This is a genomic window from Nocardia sp. NPDC003693, assembly GCF_053981095.1.
The window spans coordinates 137,234-163,559 of record NZ_JBSFNO010000017.1; the positions used below are offsets into that span (position 1 = coordinate 137,234).

The window sequence follows — 26,326 nt, forward strand, 5'->3', positions numbered from 1 at the left end:
ACTCCTACACTCGAATGTGATTCCCATCACGTCCGAGGAGGACATATGGCGACAACAGCGAAAGTCGACGCCACCGAGGAGCAGGCCCGGGCACTCGTCGAGGAGTCTCGCGAAACCACGTGGGCCAAGCCGTCGTTCGCCAAGGAGATGTTCCTCGGGCGCTTCCGCCTCGATCTCATTCATCCGTTCCCGCGCCCGACCGCCGCCGAGGAGCGCAAGAACACCGCGTACCTGGACCGCCTGCGCGCCTTCTGCGAGACGATCGACGGCAATCGCATCGAGGCCGAGGGCCGCATTCCGGACGAATACGTCCGGGGGCTGGCCGATCTCGGCTGCTTCGGCCTGAAGATCCCCGAGGAGTACGGCGGGGTCGGCCTGTCGCAGGTCGGCTACAACAGGGCCCTCATGCTCGTCGGCTCGGCGCACGCCAGCCTCGGCGTCCTGCTCTCGGCGCACCAGTCCATCGGCGTCCCGGAACCGCTGAAGCTGGCGGGCACGCTCGAACAGAAGCGGGAGTTCCTGCCGCGCTGCGCTCGTGGCGCGGTGAGCGCCTTCCTGCTCACCGAACCCGATGTCGGTTCGGACCCCGCGCGCATGGCCTCGGTCGCGGTCCCGACCGCCGACGGCGAGGCGTACGAGATCAGCGGCGTGAAGCTGTGGACCACCAACGGCGTGGTGGCCGAACTGCTGGTGGTGATGGCGCGGGTGCCCAAGAGCGAGGGGCACCGCGGCGGCATCTCGGCCTTCATCGTCGAGGCGGACAGCCCGGGCATCACGGTGGAGCGCCGCAACGCCTTCATGGGCCTGCGCGGCATCGAGAACGGCGTCACCCGCATGCACAAGGTGCTGGTGCCCAAGGGCAATCTGGTCGGCCGCGAGGGCGACGGCCTCAAGATCGCGCTCACCACCCTGAACGCGGGCCGCCTCGCCATTCCGGCGATGTGTACCGCCGCGGCCAAGTGGTCGCTCAAGATCGCCCGCGAGTGGAGCGGCACCCGGGTGCAGTGGGGCCGCCCGGTGGGCGAGCACGGTGCGGTCGGCGCCAAGCTGTCCTACATCGCCGCAACGACTTTCGCGCTGGAGGCGGTGCTGGACCTGTCGGCCACCATGTGCGACGAGAACCGCAACGACATCCGCATCGAGGCGGCGCTGGCCAAACTGTGGGCCTCGGAGATGGCGTGCGAGATCGCCGACGAACTGGTGCAGATCCGCGGCGGCCGCGGCTACGAGACGGCGGCCTCGCTGGCGGCGCGCGGCGAACGCGCGGTCGGCGCCGAGCAGATGGTGCGCGATCTGCGCATCAATCGCATCTTCGAGGGCTCCAGCGAGATCATGCGCCTGCTCATCGCCCGCGAGATGGCCGACGCGCACATGTCCGCCGCCGGGGCGCTGGTCGATCGCAACGCCGAGCTCAGGGACAAGGCCAAGGCCGCGGTCGGCGCGAGCGGCTTCTACGCCAAGTGGTTCCCGCAGCTGGCGGTGGGCTCGGGCACGGTGCCGGCCACCTTCAGCGAATTCGGCCCGCTCGCACGGCATATGCGGTTCGTCGAGCGCATGTCGCGCAAGCAGGCCCGGGCCCTGATGTACGGGATGGCGCGCTGGCAGGCCAAGCTCGAGTACAAACAGGGCTTCCTGGGCCGGATCGTCGACATCGGGGCGGAGCTGTTCGCCATCTCGGCGGCCTGCGTGAAGGCCCAATCCCTGCGCGTGGCGGGCGATCCCGACGGCGTCGCCGCCGAGGAGCTCGCCGAGGTGTTCTGCCGGCAGTCCCGGCTGCGGATCGGGCGGCTGTTCGACGCGCTGTGGGACAACACCGATGACGCGGACACCGAACTGACCCGCGGCGTCCTGGACGGGCGCTACACGTTCCTGGAGGGCGGCGCGCTCGACCCGAGCGAGGGCACCGGGCCGTGGATCTCGGAGTGGTCGATCGGGCCGAGTACCGAGCAGAACCTGCTGCGCACGTTCCTGCCGTCGACCAAGGCGGGGGCGGGCACCTAACCTCGGGCGGGAATCGAGCCGGATCTGCCCCTCTCTAGTCACTTGGCTAGAGAGGGGCAGATTCTTGTGCGAAATAGCCCGTCGTGAGAGGTCTACAGCTTTCTAGCCAATTCTCTAGATTCACATATAGATCCCGATGTGCGGTGATGGCACAAAATCCACCGCCGACCGGCGGCCGGGCGAGGTGATCGCGGATTCGACCGGCGATCGGTATATCGATCGGCGGCGACAGTTGGGCAACTTGTGCATAACGCCAGGTGTGAGCGGTTAACGAACCGGCAATCTCTCTCGACAACCGGGCAAGAGGCGATCTCCCAAGGAGTACGTCATGTCCATCACCCGCCGCGCCGCCGACAACGACGGCCACCACTTCACCGTTCCGGCCGCCGACGGCGTGCCCATCGCGGTACACGAATTCGGCGCCCCCGACGCCGCCCTCACCGTGGTGTTCATCCACGGGCACTGCCTGCGCACCGAGTCCTGGGCGCTGCTGCGCGACCACTTGCGCCCGGCCTGGGGCGAGGACACCCACCTGGTCTTCTACGACCATCGCGGACACGGGGATTCGGGCGCGGCCGACCCCGCCACCTACACGATCGATCAGCTGGCCCGGGACCTGGACGTGGTGCTGCGCGCGGTCGCGCCCACCGGACCCGTTGTGCTGGTGGGTCATTCGATGGGCGCCATGACGATCCTGGCCTACGCGCGCATCTTCCCCGAGAGCATCGGCTGCCGCGTCGCCGGCGTCGGCCTGCTCGCGGGCGCGGCGAGCAGCGTCACCCGGGTCGGGATGGGACGCCTGCTGAACGGGCCCGCGGTGGCCTCGCTGCAGGCGGCCATGCGGCGGGCGCCGCGGGCCATGCAGGCCTCGAAACACTTCAGCCGCAGGATCTTCGAGCCCATCATGCGCGAGGCCACGCACGGCACCCGCAAGGTCGGCCCGCGCCTGCTCGCGGTGGCCACGGCCATGCTCAACGAGACCTCGCTGCTGACCATGTCGGGATTCCTGGACTCGCTCATCCGATTCGACGAGATGGCCGCCCTGCACCGGCTGGGCGAGATCCCCTCGCTGGTGCTGGCCGGATCGGCGGACGTGGTGATCCCGTTCGCGCATTCGGTGGTGCTGGCCTCCCAGCTCGACGACGCCGAACTCATCCGGCTCGACGGCGCCGGGCACAGCGTGATCATGGAACGCGTCGAGGAGGTCGCGGCGGCCATCACCGGACTGGTGGACCGGGCGGTGGCGCGGCTGCGCGAGCCCGGATGCGGGCCGGAATACGCCATCGCGGGCTGATCCGGCGGCGGCGCGAGCGGTCGCGCAGGCGGTTCGCGAATGCCCCGAATGTCCCCCTAACCGGCCGGAATGGCGTTCGCGCCCGGCGCACTGACCAGCGGTTCTTTCACTCCGGCGAGACGGATCGCGATTCGTCGCGTACTGTGTTGTAGATCACGATGTGTGGTCTGTCACACGGCTCGATCACATGCCCCGAGGAGGTTTCGATGACACGCAGCGAGATTGCGGAACTTCGCTACGCGGTCGGCCAGCTCCGGCAGTGCGTCGGCGCGTTGCGCTCGCAGTACGGAGAGGCCAGCATGGTCCGCCGCTTGGAAAACGATCTGGAACGACTCGTCATCGACACCGATGAATTCGAGCAGGCCCCGCCGGCCCAGGTCACCCGCGGCGCCCAGGACGTCATCTACGTCCCCGACAGCAAGTCCGACGAAGCCGCCTGGATGGGCGCACAGGACGAGGGGCTGGGCTTCCACTCCCGGCCCCGCACCAAGTAGCAGCACCCCCGGCACCCGCCGCGCCCCTCGCGGCGGGTGCCGCCGTGTGTCCGGGTCCGGGCGCGGCCGGACCGATCACCCCCGGGCGCCGATCACCCGCGGTGCCGCCCCCGGCCGATCCGGCTCTGCCGCGCCCCGTGGAAGCGGGCGCCGCGCGGGGCCGGGGCCAGCCGCTCGGCGTCGGCGGACTCGAACAGCGCGGCCAGGGCCCGGCCGGGCCCGGTCGGCGCGGCGACCAGGCCGAAACCGCCGTCGCGGCGGTCCAATTCGTGCATCAGCGTGGTGACCATGCGCAGGCCCCCGGCATTGCCCGGGTCGCCGAGCGCGATGGCCGCGCCGTGCACGTTCAGCTGTTCCACCGGATCGAAGCCGTTGTTCTCGCGCTCCCAGACCCGGGTCAGGGCCAGCACCTCCACCGCGCTGGTCTCGTCGATCTCGGCCAGATCCAGATCGTTGGCGGTCAGGCCGTTGCGCGCGAGCACCCGGTCCATCGCCACCCCGGCGACCGGCAGGACGGCGTCGGGCTCCGCGGTGGCGGTGGCCCAGCCGACGACGTAGCCCAGGGCCTGCAGACCGAGTTCGTCGAGCCGGTCCTCGGCCACCACCAGGCAGCCGGACGCGGCGAGCGTGCGGGCGCTGCAGTTGCCGACCGTGCGCACGCCGCCGGGCACGAAGGGCTCGAGGGCGGCGAAGGCGCGGTGCGAGACGTCGTCGCGCAGGCCCTCGTCCCGGTCGACCAGTTGCACCACACCGGAATTCACGTCGTCGGGGATGGCGTTCACCACCACCGGCGCGATCTCCGCGCCGAAGATGCCCTGGCGCCGGGCCCGGGCCGCGCGCCGGTGACTGGCCGCGGCGAACTCGTCGGCCTCGGCGCGGCCGATGCCGTAGTGCTGGGCCAGCAGTTCGACCTGTTTGGATTCCCGTCCGCCGTGCGCGGTTTCGGCGTTCGCCCAGACCGCGAGCTGTTCGCCGGTGTCCGGCCCCGGCGGGCCGCCGCGCAGGACGAAGCCCGGGCCGCCGCGATTGTCGGGGCGCTGGTTGCCGCGCAGCCCGCCGGCGATGGAGAGATCGAAGCCGCCGGGGCCGTTGCCTCGCGGTCCACCGGGCCCGTCACCTCGTGACCCGCCCGGCGGGTCGACCCGTGGCACGCCCGGATGCCGTTGCGCCCCCGGCGATTGCGCCGGAACCGGCGCGGGCGGCGTACCGGGGTATTCGGCGCCCAGCGCCAGCACCACGTCGGCCGATCCGGTCTGCACCATCATGGCGGCGGTGATCAGCGCGCGCAGGCCGCCGCCGGTGGCCGCGCCGACCGCGAATTCGTCCAGGGTGCACGGCAGCCCGGCCAGCGGGATCGCGCCGCGCACGGCGGCCGCGTCCGGCGTCGCCGTGACGAGCTGGTCGATCCGGTGCGGGTCGATGCCCGAGCGCCCTACCACAGCGCTGAGCACGGTCGAAATCAAGCGCCGCGGCGCGACGCCCGATAGCGCCCCGCCCGGGAGCCCGACGGGTGTGCGCATGGGCATTACGATCGCGGCTCGCCTCATCGCCGGTGTTCCTTCCCGCTTCCCCTCGCATTCGGATCGCCGAGGGGTTTCCTGCTTCGGAGAAAAGGTCACCACACCCTTGTTGCTGGGGTGTGACGGAGCGGGAACGGATGATTGCGCTGTTCGTACGTGCTTTCCGCGGGCGTTTCGTCTTATTCGCGAAACTCACTGCGGTGCCGCGTTCTTCGCGAGATAGCCGTTCGTTCACCAATCGAACGACCGGCCGTGCGAACGCCGGATTGTGTTGCAAATCACTCGATCACGAATTCGCCGTACCCAGCTCGAGTGATAGCCGCCCTGTCGTAGGGTGCTCACCATCACATTCGATGCCGGAGGTAACGATGACGTTCCACGGGATAGAGCAGCGAGGCATCCAGCAGTGAGCGCCGCACCGATCAAGGCTCCCGAATCGAACGCGACCGGGGTATTCAGCAGGAGTCGCGCCGCGATTGCCGCGCGCACGCTGCGTACCGACCGGTGGTGGCTCCCGCCGCTGCTGACCGTGCTGGGGCTGTCCGCCTTCATCATCTACGCGACCGTCAGAGCCTTTGTGCGCTCGGCGTATTACGTCGCGGACTACCACTACCTGACGCCGTTCTACTCACCGTGCGTGAGCGACTCGTGCGTCGAGGGCTCCGCCCATTTCGGCACGCCGCTGGGCGAGCTGCCCATGTGGATCCCGCTGGGCTTCCTGGTGCTGCCGTTCCTGCTCGGCTTCCGGCTCACCTGCTACTACTACCGCAAGGCCTACTACCGGTCCGTGTGGTTCTCCCCGCCGGCCTGCGCGGTGGCCGAGCCGCACGCGAAATACACCGGTGAGACCAAACTTCCGCTGATCATCCAGAACGCGCACCGCTACTTCTTCTACGTGGCGATCATCGTCTCGCTGATCAACACCTACGACGCGCTCGCCGCGTTCCACGGCAAGGACGGCGGGTTCGGGTTCGGCCTGGGCAACATCGTGCTGCTGGGCAACGTGATCCTGCTGTGGGCCTACACGGTGTCGTGTCACTCCTGCCGCCACATCGCGGGCGGGCGGCTCAAGCACTTCTCCAAACATCCGGTGCGCTACTGGTACTGGACCCAGGTGTCCAAGCTCAACACCCGTCACATGCAGCTGGCCTGGACCACGCTCGGCACCCTGGTGCTCACCGACTTCTACGTCATGTTGGTCGCGAGCGAAACGATCAAAGATCTCCGATTCATCGGCTGATTCCTAATTCACATGTCTCCCAGGAGTATTCGGTCCTATGCCTGAAGTCGAACGGCACAAGTACGACGTCGTCGTGATCGGCGCCGGGGGCGCCGGACTGCGCGCGGTCATCGAAGCCCGTGAACACGGCCTCTCGGTCGCGGTGGTGTGCAAATCGCTGTTCGGCAAGGCGCACACCGTCATGGCCGAGGGCGGCTGCGCGGCCGCCATGGGCAACGCCAACGAGAAGGACAGCTGGCAGACCCATTTCAAGGACACCATGCGCGGTGGCAAGTTCCTGAACAACTGGCGGATGGCCGAACTGCACGCGCAGGAAGCGCCGGACCGGGTCTGGGAGCTGGAAACCTATGGGGCGCTGTTCGATCGCACCAAGGACGGGCGCATCAGCCAGCGCAACTTCGGCGGGCACACCTACCCGCGACTGGCCCACGTCGGCGACCGCACCGGACTCGAACTCATCAGAACCATGCAGCAGAAGATCGTCTCGCTGCAGCAGGAGGACTTCGCCCAGACCGGCGACTACGAGGCCCGCATCAAGGTCTTCGCCGAATGCACCGTCACCGAACTGCTCAAGGACGGCGACCGGATCTCGGGAGCCTTCGGGTACTGGCGGGAATCGGGTCGGTTCATCCTCTTCGAGACCCCCGCGGTGGTGCTGGCCACCGGCGGCATCGGCAAGTCCTACAAGACCACCTCGAACTCCTGGGAGTACACCGGCGACGGGCACGCGCTGGCCCTGCGCGCCGGGGCGACCCTGATCAACATGGAGTTCCTGCAGTTCCATCCGACCGGCATGGTCTGGCCGCCCAGCGTGCGCGGCATCCTGGTCACCGAGGGCGTGCGCGGCGACGGCGGGGTGCTCAAGAACACCGAGGGCAAGCGGTTCATGTTCGACTACATCCCCGCGGTGTTCAAGGGGCAGTACGCCGAATCGGAGGAGGAGGCGGATCAGTGGCTGAAGGACAACGACTCCGCGCGCCGCACCCCGGACCTGCTGCCCCGCGACGAGGTGGCCCGCGCCATCAACGAAGAGGTGAAGGCGGGACGCGGCACCAAGAACGGCGGCGTGTACCTGGACATCGCCTCGCGGATGCCCGCGGCCGAGATCGTCAAGCGGCTGCCGTCCATGCACCACCAGTTCAAGGAACTCGCGGACGTCGACATCACCAAAGAACCCATGGAGGTGGGCCCGACCTGCCACTACGTCATGGGCGGCATCGAGGTGAATCCCGATACCGGTGCGGCCACGGTGCCCGGACTGTTCGCCGCCGGTGAGTGTTCCGGCGGTATGCACGGCTCCAACCGGCTCGGCGGCAACTCCCTGTCGGATCTGCTGGTGTTCGGCCGGCGCGCGGGCCTGGGCGCGGCCACCTACGTGGAACAGCTCGCCCAGCGCCCCGCGATCACCGACAACGACATCGCCGCGGCGGCCAAATCCGCTGTCGCGCCGTTCGATTCGCCGGGTGAGGGCAGCGGTGAGAACCCCTACACCATGCACCTGGATCTGCAGCAGACCATGAACGACCTGGTCGGCATCATCCGCAAGGAACACGAACTGAAGCAGGCCATCGAGAAGCTGTCCGAACTGCGGGACCGCTACGACGGCGTCACCATCGAGGGCCACCGGCAGTTCAATCCCGGCTGGCACCTGGCGCTCGACCTGCGCAACATGCTCCTGATCAGCGAATGCGTGGCCCAGGCCGCGCTGCTGCGCACCGAGAGCCGCGGCGGGCACACCCGCGACGACTTCCCGGGTATGGACGCGGCCTGGCGCAACAAACTGCTGGTGTGCCGGATCGACCCGGACGAGGTCGGCTTCTCGGTGCCGGCGGTGACGGTGACCCCGGAGGACCAGGAACCCATGCGCGCGGACCTGCTCGCGCTGTTCGACGGTTCCGAGCTCGAAAAGTACTACAGCCCAGCCGAACTCGCCCCCGTGGCGGACGGCGCCGGAAAGGCGGAATAGCCATGGGTTACGACGCGAAATTCAGGGTCTGGCGCGGTGATCCCGAGGGGGGTGGACTGCAGGACTACACCGTCGAGGTCAACGAGGGCGAGGTGGTGCTCGACGTCATCCACCGCCTGCAGGCCACCCAGACCCCCGATCTGGCCGTGCGCTGGAATTGCAAGGCGGGCAAGTGCGGTTCGTGTTCGGCCGAGGTGAACGGGCGGCCCAAACTGCTGTGCATGTGCCGCATGTCGACCTTCACCGAGGACGAAGTGGTGACGGTGACGCCCATGCGCACCTTCCCGGTGATTCGCGACCTGGTCACCGACGTGTCGTTCAATTACCGCAAGGCGCGCGAGATTCCGTCCTTCACCCCGCCGGTCGACCTCAAGCCCGGGGACTATCGCATGCAGCAGCGCGATGTGGAGCGATCGCAGGAATTCCGCAAATGCATCGAATGCTTCCTGTGCCAGAACACCTGTCACGTCGTGCGCGATCACGAGGAGAACAAGGAAGCCTTCTCGGGGCCGCGCTACCTGATGCGCATCGCGGAACTGGAAATGCATCCGCTGGACGTCGGTGATCGGCGTGATCTCGCCCAGGACGACGCCGGGCTGGGGCTGTGCAATATCACCAAGTGCTGCACCGAGGTCTGCCCCGAGCACATTCAGATCACCGACAACGCGCTGATCCCGCTCAAGGAGCGGGTGGTGGACAACCGGTACGACCCGCTGGTCTGGCTGGGTAACAAGCTCTTCCGCCGCTAGCGACTGCGGGGCGCCGTTCCCGGACGATACGGCGGAGGGTGGCACTCGAAATCGAGTGCCACCCTCGTGCTTTACCGGAGGTCGGAACATCTTCCGGTGCGTCCCATGCCGATTCGGAGCACGGGAACGCCGGGTCAGAGCATGGCGACGACCCCGAGCGCCACCGCGCCGACTAGTACGCCCACGGCCAGCGCGGGCATCAATGCTCCGGTGAGTACGTATATGCCCATCGCCGATACCGCGAAGAGCATCCCCACGATCAGCCGTTCGACCCAGTCGTCAGGACCCATTTTCCGATACCGGGGACGATAATTTCTCAATCCACGGTCCACGGTTTATGGGTTACCCATGCTTAGCTGCGGCAAACATGTTTTCGTTGCACAACGGTCGCCGGATCGTGATCTTCCGAACCGGCGGGCGGCGAACAGCGGGTTCACCGCCCGGCGGCCTCATGAGCTGGGATTCAGGCCTCGAACGCACCGCTTTCGACGGCCGCGGTGAACGCCGCCCATTCCCCCGCGGCGAATACCAGCGCCGGCCCGTCCGGATTCTTGCTGTCGCGCACGCCGACCCGTGCGGCCGCCAGGAACGCCACCTCCACGCATTCCTTGCCCGCGCCGCTGCGGCTGCTCTTGAACCAGCGAGCCTCGGCCAGCTCCATGCTCATCGTGCATCCTTTTCCCACACTCGGTCCTTCATGAGTAGTCCTTGCCGACCTGCCGCAGCAGGTTCCTGCTGTCCTGTGCGTCCAGGGCGCAGTCCGCGAGGTGATCGCGCGCCCGGCGATAACGCTGTACGTCGCCCTGTCTTTCGAGATAGAGATCGCCCGTGAAGCCTTCGACATAGACCACGGGCGGTTCCACCGGCTGCCCCTTGGTGTCGGATCCGAACTCCAGGATCACGAACGGACCGGTCGAAAGTCCCAGGGGGACACCGGCTGTGAAGGGCAGGATGCGTAAATCGACATTGGGCCGGGTACTCAGTTCCGCCAAGTGCCGCACCTGTGTCGCCATCACTTTTGCACCTCCCACTGTGCGGCGCAAGACCGATTCGTGCAACACCATGGCGACCGTCGCCGGATGCATGCGCCGGGTGATCATCGCCTGCCGCTGCATGCGCAGCTGAACGCGCCGATCCACCTCCGCGGCGGTGTCATCCGGGTAGCCGAGGCCGTTCAGGGCCCTTGCGTAATCGGCCGTCTGCAGCAGCCCCGGCACCAATTCCGATTGGTAGCAGGACAACTGCTGGGCGGATGCCTCGAGTCCGACGTAGACGTCGAAGTTCTCCGGAATCAGATCGCCGTAGGAGTGCCACCAGCTCTTGACCGCGGCCTGCTGCGCCAAACCCTTGAGCCCCTCGGCGATCTCGGCCGGGATGCCGTAGATGCGGCACAGCTCGTGGATGTCGATGGTGCGGATGCGATCCGCGTTGCCCTTCTCCAGCCGCTGCAGCGTGCTCGCGCCCCACTCCATGAGCCTGGCGGCATCGGCGATGGTCAGGCCGGCCTGACTGCGCCAATCCCGTAGATAGCGCCCCAGCTGACGGCGAGGCAGGGTGGATGACGCAGGACTATCTGACACGGCGAGCTCCGTCTCGATCGCGAGCGGGAAGGGCCGGCGCGAGTGAGCGCCCGCTTTCCCTCGGGGATAGTGTTGCGGTACACCGGCTCCCGCCCGGAGCTCGCTTCGCGGCTGTCACCCGGCCGGCCACACGGCTCTGACCCGGGCCGCTTCACGGCAGCGCGTGGGAGCTTCGTCCACTATGGGGAATCCTCCTCCCCCAAACGGATTCGCTGCTGGGAATTCGCGCAATTTTGCGTTCTCCTTTTCGAAACTCCTCCGCCGGACGTCTGCTCGTGGTGTGCTGGATATGTGCCCGGAGAGGTGTTGCTAGGCCCCTTTCCTTTCCTGAGTCCTCCGGGCACTTCAGGAATCCCTTGCTGGAACGAGGAGTCATGGCCGAAGTCGTCACCCCTTCTCACCCTTTCGAGGCGGAGGTCGGAACATGCAACTGACCGCCCTCAACATGCATGTCGCCGGGTTGCTGCGGTGTCGCAGGGATCCGGGTCTCATGAGCGTCGACGAAGCCCATTCGGCGATGCAACTCCATCTGGATTGCACCGTCGAGACCTGCCAGGTACGCCGGCGAGCCCGGGCGACGCTGGTGGAGGAGGGACGATGCGTGCTCGACGAGCGCGCACTGCCGTGACGGGCGGTCCCGACCGGTACGAGCGCATCGTGCATCGCCTGCTGTGGTGGCTGCTCGATCGTCGCACCGGCGCCGCCGCGACCAGGGTCGTCCGGGGAAGGCCCCTGGCCGCACAGACCGCTGCCGCAACGCCTTTCGATCGCCGTCGCGCCTAGACCTCCGCGCGCGACGGTGCTGGCAGTCCCGCCGGCAGCACCGCGGTCCGGTTCATCCGCTCCACAGACGGTGGATGAACCGGACCGTACCCCGGCACGGTAGCGTCCACCCCCATGAGCCGGTCGTATCGGCGTATCGCCACCGGTTATGCCCTGCTGCTGCCCAGCCTGCTCGGTATCGGCTGCTTTCTGGTGCTGCCGATCGCCGTCGTGCTGTGGCTGAGCCTGCACAGCTGGAATCTCCTGGGCCCCATCGAGTTCAGCGGCGCCGACAACTGGCGTTCGGTACTCACCGATCGCGAGTTCGGGCGCTCGCTGCTGGTGACGCTCGCCCTCACCGCCCTGGTGGTCCCCGCGCAGACCGCGCTGGGTTTCACCGTCGCGGCGCTGCTCGCCCGCCGTAGCCGCGGCGGCACCGCGCTGCGGGTGGTCTACGCCCTGCCCTGGATGTGCGCGCCGGTCGCGGTCGGCGTGCTGTGGCAGTGGATGTTCGCGCCCACCGACGGCGCGCTGAACGCGCTGCTGGGCCGGCGCGTCGAATGGCTCAGCGAACCGGCGCTGGCACTGCCCGCGGTGGCCGCCGTCATCGTGTGGATGAATCTGGGCTACGTCGCCCTGTTCTTCTTCGCGGGCCTGCGCGCCATACCGGGCGAGATCCTCGACGCCGGAACCCTGGACGGGGCGACGGGCTGGCGGCGTACCCGCTGGCTGCTGCTGCCGCTGCTGCGCCCGACCATGTTCTTCGTCCTGGCGACCGGCGTGCTGAGCACCTTCCAGACCTTCGACGTGGTGTACGCGCTCACCCGGGGCGGGCCCGACCACCGCACGGATGTCGTTGCCATGCGGATGTATTCGGAGGCCTTCGACGCGGCGCGGCCGGGGCGGGCGGCGGTCATGGCGGCGGTGGTGTTCGCGGTGGTCCTGATCGTCACCCTCGCGCAGCAGCGGTACTTCCGGGATCGGACCGTGTATGAGTACTGAGTCCCGGACCCGGGCGGCGCGCGGCATCGCCGCGTACGCGATCCTGCTGGCTGGCGCGCTGCTCACGGTCGCGCCGCTGGTCCTCAGCGCCATGACCGCGGCCAAGACCCCCGAGGGGTTCGCGCGCGAATCCGCGCTCGCCCCACCGGATCCGGCGACCGCGGCCAACTTCGCCACCGTGCTGGACCAGGGACTCGGCCGGGCGGTGCTGGTGACCGCGCTCATGACGGCGTTCATCACCTTCGGCCAGCTGATCTGCTCGATCATGGCGGCCTACGCGTTCGCGCGCCTGAGCTTTCCCGGGCGGGACGTGCTGTTCGGGGTGTATCTGGGGACCATGATGGTGCCCGCGGCGGTGACCCTGATACCGCTGTATCTGATGTTCGCGCGGCTGGAACTGCTCAACACCTTCTGGGCGCTGGTGCTGCCCTTCGTCTTCGGGTCGCCCTACGCCATATTCCTGCTGCGGCAGTACTTCCGGGCCATTCCGGCCGAGATCATCGACGCCGCGCGGATCGACGGCGCGCGCACCCTCGACATCCTGGTGAGCGTGGTGGTGCCCATGAGCCGGCCGATCATCGCCACCCTGGCGCTGATCACCGTGGTCGCGCAGTGGAACAACTTCATGTGGCCGCTGGTCGCGGTCGGCGGGCCGAAATGGCAGGTACTGACCGTGGCCACGGCGACCATGCAGACCCGGTACGACGCGCAGTGGCCGCTGGTCATGGCCGCGACGACGCTGGCGATCGGGCCGCTGGTGGTGCTGTTCGTGGTGTTCCAGCGGCAGGTGCTGCGATCCATCGCCTGGCCGGGGCTGCGGTGAGGCTCCGGGACTCCACCCGGGCGGTGCTCGGGATCGCGCTGGCGCTGGCGCTGCTCATCGGCGCGGCGCTGTGGCTGGGGCGCGAGCCGGGGGATTCCGGGCGCACCGTGCTGCGGCTGCGGGTGTGGGATCAGAGTTTCGTGGCGGCGTACCGGGCCTCGCTGGACGAGTTCGAACGCGCCAATCCCGATATCGAGGTGCGTATCACGCTGGTGCCGTGGGCCTCCTACGCGAGCAAGCTGCGGCTGGATGTCGCGGGCGGAATCGCCGACGATATGTTCTGGACGGGGCAGTACGAGGACTACGCCGATGCCGGGCGGCTGCTGGACATCGGGGCCGCGCCGGAGACGGCGGCGACCTGGGACCGGTTCGCCGTCGCGCAGTTCACCCGCGACGGAAAGCTGTGGGCGGTACCGCAATTCGTGGACGGCGGCAGCGCGATCTACTACAACCGGGCGCTGCTGGCCGCGGCCGGGGTCGATCCCCGGGAACTGGCCGAACTGCGCTGGAGCCCCGACGGCGCGGTCGACACCTTCCGGCCGCTGCTGCGCCGGCTCGCCGTGCCCGGGACGTGGCCGTACAACGCGGCCAACGACTTTCAGTCGATCCTGCTGCCGTACCTCGGGTCGGCCGGTGGGGCGCTGCAGAACCCGGCCGGTGACTTCGTCTTCGCCGACGCGGCGGGGCGGGTGGGCTTCGAGTACCCGGTCCGGTTGGTCGCCGACGGGCTCTCCCCCTCGGCCGCCGACACCAACACGAGCGGCGATTTCGCGAAGAACGCCTTCCTGCAAGGGAAGCTGGCGCTGTTCCAGTCCGGGTCGTTCACCCTCGCCACCATCGACCGGGACGCCGGATTCGACTGGGGGATCGCGCTGATCCCGCGCGGACCGGCGGGGCGGATCAGCGCGAACAACGCGGTGGGGGTGGCGGGCAACGCCGCGACACGCCATCCGGACCAGGTGCGCCGGGTCCTGGCCTGGCTGGGGAGCGCGGCGGGCAACCGGCACCTCGGGCTGGACGGGAACACCATCCCGGCGGTGGTGTCCGAACAACGCGTGTACCGGGACTATTGGACCGGGCGCGGGGTGGATGTCTCCCCGTTCTTCGACGTCCTGCGGGACGGGCAGACCGGCGCCGGCGGCGGACCGGGCTTTCCGGCCGCGCTCGCGGCGATGGATCCGATACTGGCGGAGATGTTCCTGGGGCGGGTGCCGGTGCCGGTCGCGCTGGATCGTGCCCAGGCCGCCGCCACCGACGCGGTGCGGGGCTGAGGGTTCTCGGCCCGGCGCGCCGGGTGCGCGGGCCAGGATCGGTGCTTCCCTCCGACGAGCGCCGACGTGCCGCACCCGGCGTTGGGGAACGTGTCGGATCCGGTCGGACTCGCTGTGGGCGGGAAGAATATCCCTCCCGGGGTGAGCGGGAGCCTGGCTCGGCCGGAAACATTGCGCTGCTGCGGGCACAGCCGTGCGGGGGTACGTCAGATGCGGCTGTGGTCGGTGTAAGGGGTGCGGGGGCCGAACTTGGGTTTGTGGGCGAAACCCGCGAGGCCGAGCAGGCGGACCGCCCGATAGCGGTGCGGGCGTAGCGGTTCCAGGTACTCGATCATGGCGTCGTCGTCGATCGGCTTGCCGAGCAGCGTCCAGCCGACGGTGGCGGCGAGGTGGAAATCGCCGACCGACAGGGCGTCCGGATCACCGAAGGCGCGCTGGGCGATCTCGGCGGCGGTCCAGACCCCGATACCGGGGACGGTGCGCAGGCGGGCGGCCGCGTCGGCGTGCCCGAGGGTCGCGGCCTCCTCCAGCTTCGCGGCGATACGGGCCGCCAGCACAATGGTTTTCGAGCGTTGCGGGCCCACGTTCGCGCGGTGGTACTCCCAGGACGGGATGCGCCGCCAGGTTTCCGCGTCCGGCATGAGGCGCAGTCCGCGCGGCGCGGGGCCCGGCGCCTCGGTGCCGAAGCGCCACACCAGTTTCCGCCACGACTCGTGTGCGGTCCTGGTGTGCACCTTCTGCTCCAGCACCGCCGGGACCAGCGCTTCGAAGACCAGGCCGGTGCGCAGCATCCGGAGCCCGGGGTTGCGGCGGTGCGCCTCGGCGATCTTGGGGTGGTCCGGGGTGAAGTCGGTGATGTCCTCGTCCAGGCACAGCATGGCGGGCAGCCCGTCCAGGAACTCCTGCGCGCCGGGGCCCCACGCCCGGGCCTCGACCGCGCACCGGTCGGCCTGGCGCAGCCGGAAGGTGACCGGGCCGCTCGGCATGCGCGAGGCGTGCCAGTGCGCGCCGTCCGGGGTCTCGCGATGGGTGGGATCGCCGAAACCGCGGCGCAGGGGCGTGACGGTGGCCGCCAGGTCGATCGGCCGCTCGGACCGCACCGTGCGCACGGCGGCGGCGGTGGTGGGCGGGGCGGAGGTCACCGGAACATTCTGCGCCAGTGACGGCGGTCATGGTCGAGAGGTATCCCCGGGGTCCGCGCGCTCGGTCAGGAACTGGGCGAGATGCTGGGCCTTCCGCCCGGCCAGGTGGTCGGCCTGGGTGCGGCAGCTGAACCCGTCGGCGAGGAGCGTGGCGCCGGGGGCCGCGCGCAAAGCCGGGAGCAGGCCGTTCTCGGCGACCGCGACCGAGACCTCGTGGTGGCCGCGCTGCATGCCGAAGTTCCCCGCCAGTCCGCAGCAGCCGGCGATCTCGCGCACGGTCGCGCCGGTACGTTCCAGGACGCGGCGGTCGGCCGCGAACCCGGACGCCGCGTGCTCGTGGCAGTGCGGCTGCACCACCACGGTGCGGTCGCTCCGATCGGGTGGCCGCCAGTGCGGCTGGGCCTCCAGGAACTCCGCGAGGGTGCGGACCGCGCCCGCCACAGCGGCCGCGCGCGCGTCGTCCGGCAGCAGGTGCGGCAGGTCCTCGCGCAGGGTGGCGGTGCACGAGGGCTCCAGCCCGACCACCACTCCCCCGGCGCGGGCATGCTCGGCCAGCGCGTCCACCGTGGCCCGCAGCCGCTTGCGCGCGCCGTCCAGCTGGCCGGTGCTGATCCAGGTGAGGCCGCAGCACACGCGGCGGTCCGGAATTCTCACCTCGTATCCCAGCGATTCGATCAATTCCGTTGCCGCCCGGAGGATTTGCGGGTCGAAGGCGTCGCCGAACGTGTCCACCCACAGCATCACCGGCAGCGCCGGGACGCTCGCGCCGCGTTGGCCGATGAGTTCGGGGGCGTCGATCGGTGAGCCATCGGCGGGAAGCCGTGGAGACCGCGCGGGCTCGACGGCATGTTCCCGAGCGCGGGTGGTGGGTGGTTCGTCTCCTGTACCGAGGAGGTCGGTGCCTGCCGAATCCTCGGCGCGCCGGTCGTGAAGACCGAGCCGGCCCCCGGTGGGAGGCGTGTGCCCCGGGCCGAGGGGGGTCGATCGGTACGCGCGGCGGAACGACTCGGCGGCGAGGGCCGGGAACGGGCGGCGGGGATCGAGGCCGGCGGCGCGGGCGGCCAGGCGGCGCAGGGCCGGGGCGGCGGTGAGCCGGTTGACCAGTCGGGGCACACGGGTTGCGGCGGTGAGCCATTGGGGGAGGCGGCCGAGGGAATAGTGGTCGCGGGGGCGGAGGCGGTGCCGGTAGCGGCGGTGGAGGGTCTCGGACTTGTAGGTGGCCATGTCGATGCCCGCGGGGCAGTCGGAGCGGCAGGCCTTGCAGGACAAGCACAGGTCCAGGGACTCGGCCACGGCGTCCGAGCGCCAGTCGAGGTCGCCGCGCACCACCTCCTGCAGCACCCGGGCGCGGGCGCGAGTGGTGTCCTTCTCGTCGGCCGTGGCCAGGTACGACGGGCACATGAAACCGCCGGTGGCGGAGTTGTCGGCGCGGCAGGCGCCGAGTCCGACGCAGCGGTGCACGGCGGTGGCGAGATCACCGTCGAGAGGGAAGGCGAAGCCGCCTGCGGTGGGCAGGGGGCGCAGACCGGCGACGCGCAGGTCGGCGTCCACGGGACGGGGGCGGACCAGGACGCCCGGGTTGAGGACGTCGTCGGGATCGAACAGGGCCTTGAAGCCGGCGAAGGCGGCCAGGGCGGTATCGGAGTACATGTGGCGCAACAGTTCCGACCGGGCGCGGCCGTCGCCGTGCTCGCCGGACAGGGAGCCGCCGAAGCGCACCACCTGGCGGGCGGCGTCCTCGAGGAAGGCGCGGAAGCGTTGCGGCGCATCGGCTATCGGCAGATCCAGGCGCACGTGGATGCAGCCGTCGCCGAAATGACCGTAGACCAGGCCGTCCACGCCGTGTTCACGGGTGAGCTCGGCGAATTCGCGCAGGTAGTCGCCGAGCCGTTCCGGCGGCACGGCCGCGTCCTCCCAGCCGGGCCAGGCCGGCGCACCGTCGGGGGTGCGGCCGGCCAGACCCGCGCCGTCCGCGCGGATCGCCCACAGCGCCTTGGCTTCTCGCGGGTCCAGTACGACGCGGGCGTCTACGGCGTTCGTGGCGCCGGCGAGCAGTTCGGCCGCCGCGCGGGCCAGGTCGGGGGTGTGCGCGGCCAGTTCCACCAGCAGCCAGCCTGCACCGCGCGGCAGGTCCGGTATCCGGCCGCGATGGGCGCGAACCACGTTCACCAGCCGCGCGTCCATGCCCTCGACCGCGATGGGCGCGGCGACCATGACCGCGGCGATGTCGTCCGCCGCCGCGGGCATATCCGGATAGCCCAGCACCACCAGCACCGTGGCCCGGGGCACCGGCACCAGCGCGACGGTCGCCTCCAGCAGCAGTCCGCAGGTGCCCTCGGTGCCGACGAACGCCTTGGCGACGGCCGAATCCCGTTCGGGCAGCAGGTGTTCGAGCGAGTAGCCGGAGGCCTGCCGCTCGAACCGGCCGAGTTCGGTGCGGATGACGGCGAGGTTGGCCCGGGTGAACTCCGCCAGTCCCGGCACCGCGGCCGGGTCGTTCGCCAGCCGCCGCGCCTGCCCGCGACCGTCGAGCACCCGCAGCTCCCGCACGGTGTCCGAGGTTCGCCCCCACGCCACCGCACGCGGCCCGCAGGCGTTGTTGCCGATCATCCCGCCGAGCGTGCACCGGTTCTGCGTCGACGGGTCCGGCCCGAACCGCAGCCCCAGTGGCGCGGCCCGCCCCTGCAGCTGCCGCAGCACGGTCCCCGGCTGCACCCGCGCGACCCGCCGCTCGGCGTCGACCTCGAGCACCGAGTTCATGTGCCTGCTGAAGTCCACCACCAGCCCGGCCCCGATGGCGTTGCCCGCCACCGATGTCCCCGCACCCCGAGCCGTGACCCCGATCCCTTCTCCCCGCGCGAGTTCGAGCGTCGCCGCGACGTCGTCGTCCGTGCGCGGAAACACCACACCGACCGGCAGCACCCGATAGTTCGAAGCGTCCGACGAGTACTCCACCCGCCGCCGCTCCGACCCGTCGACCTCGCCGCCGAGCCGCCCCCGCAGCTCACGCAGCAACGTTTCACTCACCCGGCCAGCCTAGAACCAGCGGTCCCGCTCCCCCGTCATGCACGCCTTGCTCGACCGACACGACAACCCGCGACCCTGGGCTTCGTGGTCCGGGTGGCCGTCGCGTGACAGGGCAACGGCCACCCGGTGCGCCGCCCGGGAGGGGGCGCGACCGGGTGGCCGCGGATCGATCGCTGCCAACCCGACGAGCGATCGACGTGTTCAGCCGCAGCTCGGCGACCGGTGGGGGCCACCGGTCGCCGGGTCGGGCTATGAACTTGGGGGCGGGGAAACCGTCACCGGGAGAAGGTGTTTCGCAGGTCGGTCAGGGAGGCGCGGCGCTCGTAGGCGATCCAGGCGAAGACCGCGGCCAGGACCAGGGGGAAGATCGCGAGCTCGGGCTTGCCGGCGACGATGCCCTGGGCGCCGGCGGCCAGGATCGTCAGGACCGTCAGGCCCGCGGCCGCCAGGGCCGTCAGCTTCGGGACCATGAGGCCGATGCCGCCCGCCACCTCGGCGAGGCCGATGAAGATGAGCAGGCCCATCGGGATCGTCAGGTTCTCCGGCGGGTTCTCCATCAGGGTGTTCGGGATGACGAGCTTCGGGCCGCCCGAGGCGATGATGAAGAAGAAGCCGAGCACGATCTGCAGGGTCCACAGCACCCGGTTGCGGGTCTTGCCGGGACGGTCGGTGCGGTCGGCGGTGAAAGCGGCGGTGGGGTTCGCGGTGGTCATCGTCTTGTCCTTCTGGTCCGTCGCGCCGGGTTGGTAGCGCGTTCAACAGCTAGGACGACGGGCCGATTCGGAACTCATCGGTCGCGGCGAAATTTTTTTTCCGAGCCCCGCGACGAGCGTCGCGCCCGGACGTATATCCCGGCGCCGGAGCGCCGTTCGCTCTCGGCGAAGAAGCCGCCGGCATCGCTTGCTCTGAACCTTTGTTGAGGTTCTAGTGTCGGTGGTCCGGGGTTCGATGAGCTCGGACGTGGTGAGGAGTTCGGCGATGAGTATGGAATCGGTGGCGTGGGATCAGCTGTATCGGCAGATGCACGCCAACACGGATGAACGACCGTTGCGGATGGTGACGGCCAGGCGGATCTTCGAATTCGCCCGCGGCCACCATCGGCGACTGCTGGCCTTCCTGCTGTTCAGTGTCGTGGCCGCGGTATTGGCCGTCGCCACACCGGTTCTGGCCGGCCGCGTGGTCGACCACATCGTCAGCGGCTCCGCGCCCTCGACGGTGGTGACGCTGGCGGTGATCATCGCGCTGGTCGCGGTGCTGGATGCCGGTCTGGGACTGGTGATCCGGTTGCTCTCGGCGCGCATCGGGGAGGGACTGATCTTCGATCTGCGGACCGCGGTGTTCGATCACGTGCAGCGCATGCCCGTCGCGTTCTTCACCCGGACCCGGACCGGCGCACTGGTCAGCCGGTTGAACAACGACGTGATCGGAGCGCAGCGCGCGTTCAGCTCCACCCTCTCGGGCGTGGTCACCAACGTGGTGATGCTGGTCCTCACCCTCGTGGTGATGCTGCGCCTGTCCTGGCAGATCACCCTGCTGGCGCTGGTGCTGCTGCCGGTCTTCGTGATCCCCGCGCGGCGCATGGGCGAGAAGCTGGCCGGGATCCAGCGCGAGGCCGCCGGGCTCGACGCCCGGATGAGCACCCAGATGACCGAGCGGTTCTCCGCACCGGGCGCGACCCTGGTCAAGCTCTTCGGACAGCCGAGCCGCGAATCCGGCGAATTCGCCGCGCGGGCCGGGCGGGTGCGCGACATCGGGGTGCGCACGGCCATGCTGCAGACGGTGTTCATCACCGCGCTGACCCTGGTCTCGGCGCTCGCGCTGGCGCTGGTGTACGGGCTCGGCGGCTGGTTCGCGCTGCGCGGACAGCTGGAAGCCGGTTCGGTGGTGGCGCTCTCGCTGCTGCTCACCCGCCTGTACTCCCCGCTCACCGCACTGGCCAGCGCCCGCGTGGACATCATGTCCGCCATGGTGAGTTTCGAGCGGGTCTTCGAGATCCTGGATCTCGAGCCGCTCATCCAGGACGCGCCGGACGCCACCCCTGCGCCGGACGGCCCCATCGCCGTGGAGCTGGACCGGGTGAACTTCGGCTACCCTGCCGCGGACAAGGTGTCGCTGGCCTCGCTCGAGGATGTGGCCACCCTCGACGCCCGCGGCGGCGAACAGGTGCTGCACGAGGTGTCGCTGCGCGCCGAACCCGGGCAGATGGTCGCCCTCGTCGGCTCCTCCGGTGCGGGCAAATCCACCATCGCCCAACTGGTTTCGCGACTCTACGATGTGGATTCGGGCGCCGTGCGGCTCGGCGGGCAGGACGTGCGCGAGCTGACGAGCCGTTCCATCCAGGACACCGTCGGTCTGGTCACCCAGGACGGCCACCTGTTCCACGACTCGATCCGCGCCAACCTGACCCTGGCCCGCCCCGGCGCCACCGAGGCGGAACTGTGGGACGCCCTCGAGCGGGCGCGCCTGCGCGAGCTGATCGCCTCGCTGCCCGACGGCCTGGACACCGTGGTCGGCGAGCGCGGCTACCGGCTCTCCGGCGGGGAACGCCAGCGCCTGACCATCGCCCGGCTGCTGCTCAAGCAACCCCGCGTCGTGATCCTGGACGAGGCCACCGCCTCGCTGGACTCCACCTCCGAGGCCGCCGTCCAGGAAGCCCTGGCCGAGGCCCTGACCGGCCGGACCGCGCTGGTCATCGCGCACCGGCTCTCCACCATCCGCAACGCCGATCAGATCGTGGTGCTCGAGCACGGCCGGGTCGTCGAACGCGGAACGCACACCCGGCTGCTGGCCGCGGGCGGGCGCTACGCCGAGCTGTACCGCACCCAGTTCGCCGACGACGCCGACTCGGCGGCCGCCTGACGCGGGGCCGGGGTCACCACACCGACCGGAGGCCGGACGCGCACCACGCGTCCGGCCTCCGCCGTGTGTGGCGAACGCCCGGGCCCACCGGCCGATCCGAGGCGTTCGTGCTCGCCGCCCGGGGCGCGCAGTAGCGTCGAACCCATGGGAGCACACACGCACAGTCATGGGCACGGGCACTCACACGGGCTCGGGCACGGGCACGGGCACTCACACGGCCGGCACCACAGCCACGCTCATGGGCACACCCATGACGGCATCGACTGGACCGAACAGCTGGCGAACCTGCGGCGGGACGACGCGATGGGCCAGGAGAGCAGCGCGCTGATCGCGCGCAGGCTCATCGGCCTCGTGACCACCGATCTGCCGACCATCGTCGACATCGGCGCCGGGGCCGGCGGGCAGAGCGCGGCGCTGGCGCGGGAGCTGGCCGGGCGCGGCGGCGGGCGGCTGGTGATCGTCGACGCGGTGCCCGAACTCATCGAGGCCGCGCGCGAGACCGTCGACAACGCGCTCGCCGGGGACGACCGGGTTCGCGTGGAAACCGTGCACGCCGACGCCGCGGACGACGCGCTGCTCGATCTCGTCCCGGCCGCGGACGTGGTGTGGGCCTCGCGCATGGTGCATCACCTGCCCGATCAGCAGGCGGGCACCGACCGACTGGCCCGGCTGCTGCACCCGGAGGGCTGGCTGGCGCTGTCCGAGGGCGGGCTCACGACCCGTTGCCTGCCTTGGGATCTCGGCATCGGGGAACCGGGCCTGCAGGACCGGCTGCTCGCCGCGCGCGACGCGGGATTCGCTCGCATGCGCGCGGAAATCCCGGCGGCCGTGCGCATGCCGTACGGCTGGGGCAGCGCGCTCGAACGCGCGGGCCTGCACACCGTCACCTCGTTCAGCGTGCTCACCGAACATCCCGCGCCGCCGAGCACACAGGTCCGCGAGAGCGTGGTCGCCTGGCTCGCGGCGCTGCGCACCCATATCGGCGACGACATCGCGGCCGCGGATCGCGAAACCATCGACGCCCTGCTGGATTCCACCGCGCCCACCCATGTCGCCGCGCGCGAGGACATCTTCATGCTCGGCGCGTCGACCATCTATCTCGGGCAGCGCTGAGCCGCGTCCTGCGCGGCGCCACGCCAGTGATCGTGGACCCCGGATCACCGGGATCGGGCCGGGACCAGTGCCGCAGCGATTCCGGGTTGAACATGATGTCCGAAGGGTGCCGGAGCGAGACCGGCCCGTAACCGGACCGTTAAGGTCCGGCCGGTCCGAAACACCCTGGTGTACGGCATAATTCGACTTCCCTGGCACAGCCGATCGGATGCTTGTTTCACAGGCCGGGGGAGGAGTATCAGTGAGTCGTACGACGGAGCAGCAGCGGGTTTCCGCCTACCGTTTCCCCGAGGGCGCGCACCCGGCGAGCCGTACCGCCCCGCAGCGGTCGCCGCTGGCCGAGCACCCGCTGGAACTGCGGGTGACCTCCGGCTTCCAGCGCACCCCGGAGCAGTGGACGGTACCGAAACAGCTTGTCGCCCACTGCACTTCGGGCAGGGTCGTCATCGACTTCACCCGGGCGCACTGCACCCGCCGGGAAATCGATCTCGAGCTGCACGCCGGGTCCGGCACCATCGTGATCGTGGTGCCGCGCGGCTGGCGGGTCGACCTCGACGGCCTGCGCCGCGGCGCGGACGCGACCGTCGCCGATCGGGTGAACCTGCCGCGTTTTCCGGGCGCTCCGCTGATCCGGGTCGTGGGTCAGATCGAGACCGGGGTCGTCAAGGCGCGCTACGCGTATCGCTCTCCGATGGAGTGGCTGCGCCGTTCCCGCTGAGCGGCCGTTCGACGCCGCGCGTCGTGCCCTGCGCGACCGCGCAGAGCACCGAGCCGTCCGGGCCGTCGGCGAAAACCTCACAGCGGCAGACGGCTTGGCGGCGCGTGGCGTCGATGACGCTCGCCTCCGCGCGCAACCGCTCCCCCGCCGCGGGCCGCAGATAGGTGATGGTGAAGCCGCCGGTCAGCAAGTTCGCGCCGAGCACCGTGGCCGCGGCGTAGGTGAGCGCGTTGTCCGCGGCGTAGGCCAGGACGCCGCCGTGCACGTAGCCGAACTGCTGGCCGAGTTCGGGGCGGACCGGAATCTCCAGGGTCGCGCGGCCGTCGCCGAAGGCGGTCAGCTCCGCGCCGACGAGCCGGCTGAAGCCCTGCGCCTCGAGAATCCGCTGTCCCAGTTCGAGATTCAATTCGGTGGTGGTCATCGTTCTTCCTTCGCCTCGGTTCGATCGGCGCGCAGCACCTGCCAGGCGGCGTCGGCCAACTGCGGGGCCACCTCGATCGGCGCGGTGACGATCTCGCCGCCGAGCCACTGCCGCGCGTACACCTGCGCGGGCCCCAGCCACAGCGCGTACAGCAGGTCGAAATCCAGTTCGCGCACCGCGCCGTAGCTCGCGTGCGTGCGCCACCAGCGCAGCACCGAGCGCATGAACTCGCGGTTGCTCTCGCTCTCGCGCACCCCCGGCGGTCGCGCTGAGGTGAGAACCTGTGCGCGGTACTGGTTCTCGGTCACCCAGCGCAGATGTTCGGTCACCGCCGCGCGCACCCCGGACTCGGCGTCCGCGCTCTCGCCCACCGCCGCCCAGAAACACCGCTGGTAGTCGGCCAGCGCGTGTGCCCAGACCTGCCGGTACAGCTCGGCTTTGTCGGGAAAGTGGTGGTAGAGCGCGCCGACGCTCGCCCCGGCCGCGTCCCGGATCTGGGTGAGGGTGGCGTCGAGAGCGCCGTGCTCGGCGAACTGCCGCTCGGCCGCGAGCAGCAACCGATCTCGAATCTTCATGTCCAGAATTTAGTTCTGTTTTGCCCGATCCCGCAACCCCGAATCCCGGCATTTCCACAGACCATGCGGTATGACGGAGGGGTGGCGCGCTGGCTGTTGCACGTCGACCTCGACCAATTCCAGGCCGCGGTCGAATTCCGCCGCCGTCCCGAGCTGCGCGGACTCCCGGTCATCGTCGGCGGCAACGGGGATCCGAACGAGCCGCGCAAGGTCGTCTCGTGCGCCTCGTACCCGGCCCGCGCGTGCGGGGTGCACGCGGGGATGCCGCTGCGCACCGCGCTGCGGCACTGCCCCGACGGGGTGTTCCTGGCCCAGGATCTGCCCGCCTACGCGGTGGCCTCCGAGGAGATCATGGAGCTGCTGCGCACCTTTCCCGGGCGAGTCGAGGTCCTCGGCTTCGACGAGGCCTTCCTGGCCGCCGACACCGACGACCCCGAAGAACTGGCGCGCGACATCCGTTCCGCCATCGAAGGATTGGGACTGACCAGCGCGGTCGGCATCGGGGACAACAAGACTCGCGCCAAACTCGCCACCGGATTCGCCAAGGCGGTGGGCAAGTCCGGCGCCACCGAGGAACCGATTCCCGGCGCGGGCACCGGCGTCTTCCGGCTCACCGCGGACAACTGGACCGAGCTCATGGCGCACCGGCCGACCACCGCGCTGTGGGGCGTCGGCGGTCGCATCGCGAAACGCATGGCGGCCCTGGGCATTCACACCATCGGTGAACTCGCCGCCGCCGACCGCGCGGCGCTGGCCGCCGAATTCGGCCCGAATACCGGACCCTATCTGTGGGTACTCGGGCACGGTGCCGGTGACACCGACGTCGCCGAACCACGAGAACCCGTCGGGCGCAGTCACTCCGAGACCTTCGCCGCCGATCTCACCGAACGCGCCGAGTTCGACGCGGCGATCACCCGGCTCGCCACCGTGGTGGCCGAGGAGACCTTCGCGGAGGGGCGCACCGTGCGGCGGGTGGGCGTCACCGTGCGCACCAGCACCTTCTTCACCCGCACCAAACAGAAGAAACTGCGCGCGCCCACCACCGACCCGGACGAGGTCGTGCGGACCGCACTGCTGGTCCTGCACTCCTTCGAACTGGACCGCCCCATCCGATTGCTCGGCGTCCGCGTCGAATTCGGTCCCGAACCGGGGTGAGCGGCCGCGTTTGACATGCTGGGTCCAGGAATACAGACGGAAGGCACGCATCCGATGACCACGTACGAGAACATCAGCTTCGAGCCCGCCGGCCCGATCGCCCGCATCACGCTGAACCGGCCCACCGCCGCGAACGGCATCGACCAGGCCCTGGCCGACGAGCTGGTCCGCGCCGCCACCTACTGCTCCGAGGATCCGGCCGTCAAGGTCGTCGTGCTCACCGGGGCGGGCAAGTTCTTCTCCGCGGGCGGGGATCTGCAGGCCATGGCGAACAGCGCCGACACCGGGCAGTTCATCGAGAAGCTGGCGGGAACCCTGCACGAGGCGGTGTCCGCGCTGGCCCGGATGGACGCGCTGCTCATCGTCGCGGTGAACGGCACCGCGGCCGGGGCCGGGTTCAGTCTCGCCGTCGCCGGCGACCTCGTCGTCGCGGGCGAGTCCGCCAAATTCACCATGGCGTACACCAAGGTCGGGCTGAGCCCGGACGGCGGCGCGTCCTACTACCTGCCGCGCCTGATCGGCCTGCGCCGCACCCAGGACCTCATGCTCACCAACCGCGTGCTCACCGCCGCCGAGGCACTCGAGTGGGGATTGCTGCATCGGGTGGTGGCGGA

At 69.9% G+C, this 26,326-nt stretch carries 25 protein-coding genes; 16 read left to right on the top strand and 9 right to left on the bottom strand.

Annotation, left to right across the window (positions count from 1 at the left end; all coding sequences use genetic code 11):
- The first annotated feature begins 45 nt into the window (after window positions 1-45).
- The 3 genes from ACWDOP_RS20375 to ACWDOP_RS20385 all read left to right on the top strand — a co-directional run bounded on the left by ACWDOP_RS20375 (window position 46) and on the right by ACWDOP_RS20385 (window position 3,789).
- Window positions 46-2,001, top strand: coding sequence for an acyl-CoA dehydrogenase family protein (locus ACWDOP_RS20375; protein ID WP_456346335.1), 1,956 nt, complete (start codon window positions 46-48; stop codon window positions 1,999-2,001).
- 328 nt (window positions 2,002-2,329) lie between these two features.
- Window positions 2,330-3,295, top strand: coding sequence for an alpha/beta fold hydrolase (locus ACWDOP_RS20380; RefSeq protein WP_454200903.1), 966 nt, complete (start codon window positions 2,330-2,332; stop codon window positions 3,293-3,295).
- Between the two features lie 206 nt (window positions 3,296-3,501).
- Window positions 3,502-3,789: a hypothetical protein gene (locus ACWDOP_RS20385; protein WP_454200902.1), complete on the top strand. Its 288-nt coding sequence runs from the start codon at window positions 3,502-3,504 to the stop codon at window positions 3,787-3,789.
- Between the two features lie 92 nt (window positions 3,790-3,881).
- Here the strand turns inward: ACWDOP_RS20385 and ACWDOP_RS20390 are convergent, their stop codons facing one another.
- Window positions 3,882-5,336 carry a thiolase family protein gene (locus tag ACWDOP_RS20390; protein ID WP_456346336.1) on the bottom strand — a complete coding sequence of 485 codons (1,455 nt, stop codon included), beginning with the start codon at window positions 5,334-5,336 and terminating at the stop codon, window positions 3,882-3,884.
- A 379-nt stretch (window positions 5,337-5,715) separates the two neighbouring features.
- Here ACWDOP_RS20390 and ACWDOP_RS20395 point away from each other — a divergent pair, with 379 nt between their 5' ends.
- The 3 genes from ACWDOP_RS20395 to ACWDOP_RS20405 are packed head-to-tail and all read left to right on the top strand — an operon-like array spanning window position 5,716 to window position 9,264.
- Entirely contained in the window at window positions 5,716-6,549 is an 834-nt protein-coding gene (locus ACWDOP_RS20395; protein ID WP_454200901.1) for a hypothetical protein, read from the top strand.
- A 37-nt stretch (window positions 6,550-6,586) separates the two neighbouring features.
- The gene (locus tag ACWDOP_RS20400; RefSeq protein ID WP_454200900.1) at window positions 6,587-8,515 is read left to right on the top strand and encodes a fumarate reductase/succinate dehydrogenase flavoprotein subunit; all 1,929 of its coding nucleotides are present in this window, start codon (window positions 6,587-6,589) and stop codon (window positions 8,513-8,515) included.
- Between the two features lie 2 nt (window positions 8,516-8,517).
- Window positions 8,518-9,264, top strand: coding sequence for a succinate dehydrogenase/fumarate reductase iron-sulfur subunit (locus ACWDOP_RS20405; RefSeq protein ID WP_454200899.1), 747 nt, complete (start codon window positions 8,518-8,520; stop codon window positions 9,262-9,264).
- Between the two features lie 134 nt (window positions 9,265-9,398).
- On the opposite strand, the gene ACWDOP_RS20410 is transcribed toward ACWDOP_RS20405, so the two are convergent.
- From ACWDOP_RS20410 to ACWDOP_RS20420, 3 genes are all read right to left on the bottom strand, one after another.
- On the bottom strand, window positions 9,399-9,554 hold the full coding sequence (locus ACWDOP_RS20410; protein WP_454200898.1) for a hypothetical protein: 156 nt from the start codon (window positions 9,552-9,554) through the stop codon (window positions 9,399-9,401).
- 173 nt (window positions 9,555-9,727) lie between these two features.
- The gene (locus ACWDOP_RS20415) at window positions 9,728-9,931 is read right to left on the bottom strand and encodes a DUF397 domain-containing protein (protein ID WP_454200897.1); all 204 of its coding nucleotides are present in this window, start codon (window positions 9,929-9,931) and stop codon (window positions 9,728-9,730) included.
- 28 nt (window positions 9,932-9,959) lie between these two features.
- Entirely contained in the window at window positions 9,960-10,844 is an 885-nt protein-coding gene (locus ACWDOP_RS20420; RefSeq protein ID WP_456346337.1) for a helix-turn-helix domain-containing protein, read from the bottom strand.
- Window positions 10,845-11,268: 424 nt separating this feature from the next.
- On the opposite strand from ACWDOP_RS20420, the gene ACWDOP_RS20425 reads away from it, so the two are divergent.
- From ACWDOP_RS20425 to ACWDOP_RS20445, 5 genes are all read left to right on the top strand, one after another.
- The gene (locus ACWDOP_RS20425; RefSeq protein WP_456346338.1) at window positions 11,269-11,472 is read left to right on the top strand and encodes a hypothetical protein; all 204 of its coding nucleotides are present in this window, start codon (window positions 11,269-11,271) and stop codon (window positions 11,470-11,472) included.
- The gene (locus ACWDOP_RS20430; RefSeq protein ID WP_454200894.1) at window positions 11,469-11,627 is read left to right on the top strand and encodes a hypothetical protein; all 159 of its coding nucleotides are present in this window, start codon (window positions 11,469-11,471) and stop codon (window positions 11,625-11,627) included. The genes ACWDOP_RS20425 and ACWDOP_RS20430 overlap by 4 nt, the downstream gene beginning before the upstream one ends.
- A gap of 114 nt (window positions 11,628-11,741) precedes the next feature.
- Entirely contained in the window at window positions 11,742-12,608 is an 867-nt protein-coding gene (locus tag ACWDOP_RS20435) for a carbohydrate ABC transporter permease (RefSeq protein ID WP_454200893.1), read from the top strand.
- Window positions 12,598-13,431 (top strand): carbohydrate ABC transporter permease, encoded by an 834-nt coding sequence (locus ACWDOP_RS20440; protein WP_456346339.1) that lies wholly within the window; start codon window positions 12,598-12,600, stop codon window positions 13,429-13,431. Before ACWDOP_RS20435 ends, ACWDOP_RS20440 begins: the two co-directional genes overlap by 11 nt.
- Window positions 13,428-14,702, top strand: coding sequence for an ABC transporter substrate-binding protein (locus tag ACWDOP_RS20445; RefSeq protein ID WP_456346340.1), 1,275 nt, complete (start codon window positions 13,428-13,430; stop codon window positions 14,700-14,702). Before ACWDOP_RS20440 ends, ACWDOP_RS20445 begins: the two co-directional genes overlap by 4 nt.
- 206 nt (window positions 14,703-14,908) lie before the next feature.
- On the opposite strand, the gene ACWDOP_RS20450 is transcribed toward ACWDOP_RS20445, so the two are convergent.
- From ACWDOP_RS20450 to ACWDOP_RS20460, 3 genes are all read right to left on the bottom strand, one after another.
- Window positions 14,909-15,844, bottom strand: coding sequence for a DNA-3-methyladenine glycosylase family protein (locus ACWDOP_RS20450; protein ID WP_456346341.1), 936 nt, complete (start codon window positions 15,842-15,844; stop codon window positions 14,909-14,911).
- A gap of 27 nt (window positions 15,845-15,871) precedes the next feature.
- Window positions 15,872-18,871 carry an FAD-binding and (Fe-S)-binding domain-containing protein gene (locus ACWDOP_RS20455; protein ID WP_456346342.1) on the bottom strand — a complete coding sequence of 1,000 codons (3,000 nt, stop codon included), beginning with the start codon at window positions 18,869-18,871 and terminating at the stop codon, window positions 15,872-15,874.
- A 275-nt stretch (window positions 18,872-19,146) separates the two neighbouring features.
- Window positions 19,147-19,584 (bottom strand): DoxX family protein, encoded by a 438-nt coding sequence (locus ACWDOP_RS20460; protein WP_456346343.1) that lies wholly within the window; start codon window positions 19,582-19,584, stop codon window positions 19,147-19,149.
- Window positions 19,585-19,849: 265 nt separating this feature from the next.
- On the opposite strand from ACWDOP_RS20460, the gene ACWDOP_RS20465 reads away from it, so the two are divergent.
- The 3 genes from ACWDOP_RS20465 to ACWDOP_RS20475 all read left to right on the top strand — a co-directional run bounded on the left by ACWDOP_RS20465 (window position 19,850) and on the right by ACWDOP_RS20475 (window position 23,561).
- The gene (locus ACWDOP_RS20465) at window positions 19,850-21,730 is read left to right on the top strand and encodes an ABC transporter ATP-binding protein (protein ID WP_456346344.1); all 1,881 of its coding nucleotides are present in this window, start codon (window positions 19,850-19,852) and stop codon (window positions 21,728-21,730) included.
- Between the two features lie 144 nt (window positions 21,731-21,874).
- A complete protein-coding gene (locus tag ACWDOP_RS20470) occupies window positions 21,875-22,843 on the top strand; it encodes a class I SAM-dependent methyltransferase (RefSeq protein ID WP_456346345.1) in 969 nt (322 codons plus the stop codon).
- A gap of 241 nt (window positions 22,844-23,084) precedes the next feature.
- Complete coding sequence (locus ACWDOP_RS20475; RefSeq protein ID WP_456346346.1) at window positions 23,085-23,561, top strand: hypothetical protein; 477 nt, start codon at window positions 23,085-23,087, stop codon at window positions 23,559-23,561.
- Here the strand turns inward: ACWDOP_RS20475 and ACWDOP_RS20480 are convergent.
- The gene (locus tag ACWDOP_RS20480; protein ID WP_456346347.1) at window positions 23,506-23,982 is read right to left on the bottom strand and encodes a PaaI family thioesterase; all 477 of its coding nucleotides are present in this window, start codon (window positions 23,980-23,982) and stop codon (window positions 23,506-23,508) included. The genes ACWDOP_RS20475 and ACWDOP_RS20480 overlap by 56 nt on opposite strands.
- Window positions 23,979-24,557, bottom strand: a complete 579-nt coding sequence (locus ACWDOP_RS20485) for a TetR/AcrR family transcriptional regulator (RefSeq protein ID WP_456346348.1) — start codon at window positions 24,555-24,557, stop codon at window positions 23,979-23,981. The genes ACWDOP_RS20480 and ACWDOP_RS20485 overlap by 4 nt, the downstream gene beginning before the upstream one ends.
- 81 nt (window positions 24,558-24,638) lie before the next feature.
- Between ACWDOP_RS20485 and ACWDOP_RS20490 the strand changes: the two genes are divergently transcribed.
- The gene (locus ACWDOP_RS20490; protein ID WP_456346357.1) at window positions 24,639-25,712 is read left to right on the top strand and encodes a DNA polymerase IV; all 1,074 of its coding nucleotides are present in this window, start codon (window positions 24,639-24,641) and stop codon (window positions 25,710-25,712) included.
- A gap of 54 nt (window positions 25,713-25,766) precedes the next feature.
- The coding region (locus ACWDOP_RS20495) for an enoyl-CoA hydratase/isomerase family protein (RefSeq protein ID WP_456346349.1) at window positions 25,767-26,326 on the top strand (560 nt) is incomplete at its 3' end.

Excerpts from the sequence above, each read along its gene's own strand:
- ACWDOP_RS20375 (WP_456346335.1), top strand. The coding sequence starts at position 46 with ATGGCGACAACAGCGAAAGTCGACGCCACCGAGGAGCAGGCCCGGGCA.
- ACWDOP_RS20380 (WP_454200903.1), top strand. The coding sequence starts at position 2,330 with ATGTCCATCACCCGCCGCGCCGCCGACAACGACGGCCACCACTTCACC.
- ACWDOP_RS20385 (WP_454200902.1), top strand. The coding sequence starts at position 3,502 with ATGACACGCAGCGAGATTGCGGAACTTCGCTACGCGGTCGGCCAGCTC.
- ACWDOP_RS20390 (WP_456346336.1), bottom strand. The coding sequence starts at position 5,336 with ATGAGGCGAGCCGCGATCGTAATGCCCATGCGCACACCCGTCGGGCTC.
- ACWDOP_RS20400 (WP_454200900.1), top strand. The coding sequence starts at position 6,587 with ATGCCTGAAGTCGAACGGCACAAGTACGACGTCGTCGTGATCGGCGCC.
- ACWDOP_RS20405 (WP_454200899.1), top strand. The coding sequence starts at position 8,518 with ATGGGTTACGACGCGAAATTCAGGGTCTGGCGCGGTGATCCCGAGGGG.
- ACWDOP_RS20410 (WP_454200898.1), bottom strand. The coding sequence starts at position 9,554 with ATGGGTCCTGACGACTGGGTCGAACGGCTGATCGTGGGGATGCTCTTC.
- ACWDOP_RS20415 (WP_454200897.1), bottom strand. The coding sequence starts at position 9,931 with ATGAGCATGGAGCTGGCCGAGGCTCGCTGGTTCAAGAGCAGCCGCAGC.
- ACWDOP_RS20425 (WP_456346338.1), top strand. The coding sequence starts at position 11,269 with ATGCAACTGACCGCCCTCAACATGCATGTCGCCGGGTTGCTGCGGTGT.
- ACWDOP_RS20435 (WP_454200893.1), top strand. The coding sequence starts at position 11,742 with ATGAGCCGGTCGTATCGGCGTATCGCCACCGGTTATGCCCTGCTGCTG.
- ACWDOP_RS20440 (WP_456346339.1), top strand. The coding sequence starts at position 12,598 with ATGAGTACTGAGTCCCGGACCCGGGCGGCGCGCGGCATCGCCGCGTAC.
- ACWDOP_RS20460 (WP_456346343.1), bottom strand. The coding sequence starts at position 19,584 with ATGACCACCGCGAACCCCACCGCCGCTTTCACCGCCGACCGCACCGAC.
- ACWDOP_RS20465 (WP_456346344.1), top strand. The coding sequence starts at position 19,850 with ATGAGTATGGAATCGGTGGCGTGGGATCAGCTGTATCGGCAGATGCAC.
- ACWDOP_RS20470 (WP_456346345.1), top strand. The coding sequence starts at position 21,875 with ATGGGAGCACACACGCACAGTCATGGGCACGGGCACTCACACGGGCTC.
- ACWDOP_RS20480 (WP_456346347.1), bottom strand. The coding sequence starts at position 23,982 with ATGACCACCACCGAATTGAATCTCGAACTGGGACAGCGGATTCTCGAG.
- ACWDOP_RS20485 (WP_456346348.1), bottom strand. The coding sequence starts at position 24,557 with ATGAAGATTCGAGATCGGTTGCTGCTCGCGGCCGAGCGGCAGTTCGCC.